Source organism: Fretibacterium fastidiosum (assembly GCF_000210715.1).
In the GTDB taxonomy this organism is placed as follows: domain Bacteria; phylum Synergistota; class Synergistia; order Synergistales; family Aminobacteriaceae; genus Fretibacterium; species Fretibacterium fastidiosum.
Genome location: NC_021038.1, coordinates 1,023,942 through 1,026,472, shown reverse-complemented (window position 1 = coordinate 1,026,472; position 2,531 = coordinate 1,023,942). Strand labels below are relative to the sequence as shown.

The following is a 2,531-nucleotide window of genomic DNA, read 5'->3' as shown; positions in this document are numbered from 1 at the left end:
TATAAGATAAGCAAATTTTAAGGAGGTTTTTCCCTTGAGCTGGGAGAATAAGGTGAGGCTGGCGGGGCAGGTGCACTTCATCAAAGCGCAGGCGGAGGGCGAGACGGGCACGGGAAAGTACGTGCGTTTTGCCGTGAAGCAGGACAACCACGAGTTGGACGGCTCGCCGCGAAAGGACTTCCTGGTGGTGCGCGTCTACGATCAGGCGCTGAGGGACGTCCTGTCGGGCAAGAAGGACGGAGACCCCGTGGCGGTGGAGGGCACGCTTCGCTCCTCGCGGGGGAGCGGCGTCAACTACGTCCGGTGCAGCGCCATTAAGTGAGAGGGGCGGGCGGAGCGCCACCGAAGGGCGTTCCGCCCGCCTCGACCGCACCCCGGCGTGCGTTACAGCAGCTTCTTGAGGGCCTCGACGGCGTCCTCGTAGTTGGGCTCGTCCGTCACCTCCGGCACCACCTGCACGTAGCGCACCACGTCGTCCTTGTCCACGATGAACACGGAGCGCGTCAACAGGCGCAGCTCCTTGATCAGCACGCCGTAGGCCGTCCCGAAGGACGCCGTGCGGTGGTCGGAGAGGGCGATGGCGTTCTCGATCCCCTCGACGGCGCAGAAGCGCTTGATGGCGAAGGGAAGGTCCATGGTGAGGTTCAGGACGACGACGTCGCCCGGCTCCTGAGCCGCGTCCTCATTGAACCAGCGGAGCTGAAGGCTGCAGACCGGCGTGTCCAGGGACGGCGCGACGGAGAGGACCTTCACCTTCCCCGCGTAGTCCTTCAGGCTCTTTTCGGCAAGGCCGCTGTCCAGGACCACGAAGTCCGGTGCCTTGTCTCCGACCCTGGGCGTCGTCCCCAGAAGCGTCAGGGGCTTGCCCTTCATGGTGATGATTCCCGTTCTTTCCTGCATTGCGATGACCTCCCCTTAATTTGAAATTTGCTTATTCCCCACAGCACCCGCCGCTGCATCCGCTGCATCCGCCGCTGCAGATGCCGGTCTGCCATGCGTTGACCACGGGCACGAAGACGTCCAGGATCGCGGGGATCTGGTCCGTGCCCTCCTCCGTGCCCGTCAGTTCGAGTTCGGCCATCACCGCCTCCGGGGTCTCCGCCCCGTCCAGGATGAGCTGGACGATGTCCTTCAGCAGGATGTTCTTCTCCGGACAGACGGGGGTGTCCGCCGGTGCCTTGATCCACTCCATGATAAAACCCTCCTCACGGTCTTTGTCGGCTGCGGCCTCGCGACCTCGTGCCTGCGAAGCATTGTATCGTAAACGGGGCCTCGTGCAAAGGGCGCGGGCTAAGGGCTTTTACCTGACTTTGATCGTTCAGCTTATATTTAAGGGGGACGTCGGTCAATCTTAAAAGTGGTGGGAAGCGATCGGAGATCGTCAAACCAGGGGTGTCCTTCAGCGCCTGAACTGCCCCACGCGCTTCGCGCGGCCCGATGGAGTTTCAGGCGCTGAGGGGAGACCTGCGGTTGACCGCTCTCGACGATTTGGCCAGCGTTTCCTCAGCGGAGCCGGAAGGGCTTTGGCATAAACGGTCGGTGCCTGTATAATCATGAGGAGGACCCGACGCAGGTGACAGGGCGTCAGGCAGGAACCTTTGGGGCGAGGAGGCGAAGATGATGACGTTTGTCTGGCTGGGGGCTGGGATCGTCTTTTTCGGCTTGGGGTTGTGGCAGTGGGCCCGCGGAGGCTCCGGTCTGTGGCAGATACTGAACCTTCGGCGGAGGGAGAAGACCCTGACCGCGGAGGAGAGGCTCGAGGCCGAGGGCACGGTGCACCGGCTGGAGCGCGCAACGGACCGCGCTCTCTTGCTGAGCTTCAGGATTTTGGGCTATCTGGCGATCGTGCTGTGGCTGGTGTTGGGAGTCAGCCTGCTCATGGATTTTCTTGGGGTCGACTGGACCAGCCGCTTTCGGGCACGGCAGTATTGGAATGCCGACACGGAGGCGCTTCCCGACCGCAACACGGTCCTGCGCTCCATAGGGTCGAAGCTGAGGAAGTAGCGGCGGCGTCTGAGGTCAAGGTCGGTCGGGCAAGGGTGCCCGACCGGCCTTTTTCATAGCGGCTTTCCGTCCTGCGGGCCCCGACGGGCGATCTTCGTCAGGAAGAGCCAGCCCTGCCACAGGCCGAAGAGGAGCGCCGCCGGGATGGCGGCGACGGAGAGCCAGCCGGGGTACCCCTCCGCGTCTAGCCACCGCGACAGCCAAACGCCAAGAAAGGCATAACCGGCCACCACCAGGCCCGTCGAGAGGACGCGGCCGAAGAGCGCCACGTCCCGAAGCCCCTTCCCCTTCATCGTGCCGCCTCCTCCGGATAGAGCATCCTGAGACACGTCTCCAGCGCCTCCAGCAGCTGAGCGTCGTCCACGCCCTGCAGGCCGTCCAAGACGATGCGTCCCGCGCCGCTGCGCCGTCCGACGCGGATCTTGATGCCCCGTCGCCGAAAGTCGCGGAGCGGCCGAGGAAGCCGCAGGGCCTGGAATCGCCCGCGGGGGGGCGCCGGCAGCTCTGGAGCCACTGGCTCGTCCTCC

The 2,531-nt window shown here is 64.4% G+C and carries 6 protein-coding genes; 2 read left to right on the top strand and 4 right to left on the bottom strand.

Annotation, left to right across the window (positions count from 1 at the left end):
- The first annotated feature begins 34 nt into the window (after positions 1-34).
- Positions 35-322: a DNA-binding protein gene (locus SY1_RS04660; RefSeq protein ID WP_208872862.1), complete on the top strand. Its 288-nt coding sequence runs from the start codon at positions 35-37 to the stop codon at positions 320-322.
- Positions 323-384: 62 nt separating this feature from the next.
- On the opposite strand, the gene tpx is transcribed toward SY1_RS04660, so the two are convergent.
- Together tpx and SY1_RS04650 are read right to left on the bottom strand one after the other, a co-directional pair.
- Positions 385-900, bottom strand: coding sequence for a thiol peroxidase (gene tpx, locus SY1_RS04655; RefSeq protein WP_015556341.1), 516 nt, complete (start codon positions 898-900; stop codon positions 385-387).
- A 31-nt stretch (positions 901-931) separates the two neighbouring features.
- The gene (locus SY1_RS04650) at positions 932-1,192 is read right to left on the bottom strand and encodes a hypothetical protein (protein WP_015556340.1); all 261 of its coding nucleotides are present in this window, start codon (positions 1,190-1,192) and stop codon (positions 932-934) included.
- Between the two features lie 425 nt (positions 1,193-1,617).
- On the opposite strand from SY1_RS04650, the gene SY1_RS04645 reads away from it, so the two are divergent.
- Positions 1,618-2,004, top strand: a complete 387-nt coding sequence (locus SY1_RS04645; RefSeq protein WP_208872860.1) for a hypothetical protein — start codon at positions 1,618-1,620, stop codon at positions 2,002-2,004.
- Between the two features lie 53 nt (positions 2,005-2,057).
- On the opposite strand, the gene SY1_RS04640 is transcribed toward SY1_RS04645, so the two are convergent.
- Both SY1_RS04640 and SY1_RS04635 read right to left on the bottom strand, forming a co-directional pair.
- Entirely contained in the window at positions 2,058-2,297 is a 240-nt protein-coding gene (locus SY1_RS04640) for a hypothetical protein (protein ID WP_015556338.1), read from the bottom strand.
- The coding region (locus SY1_RS04635; RefSeq protein WP_208872858.1) for a hypothetical protein at positions 2,294-2,531 on the bottom strand (238 nt) is incomplete at its 5' end. The genes SY1_RS04640 and SY1_RS04635, both read right to left, overlap by 4 nt.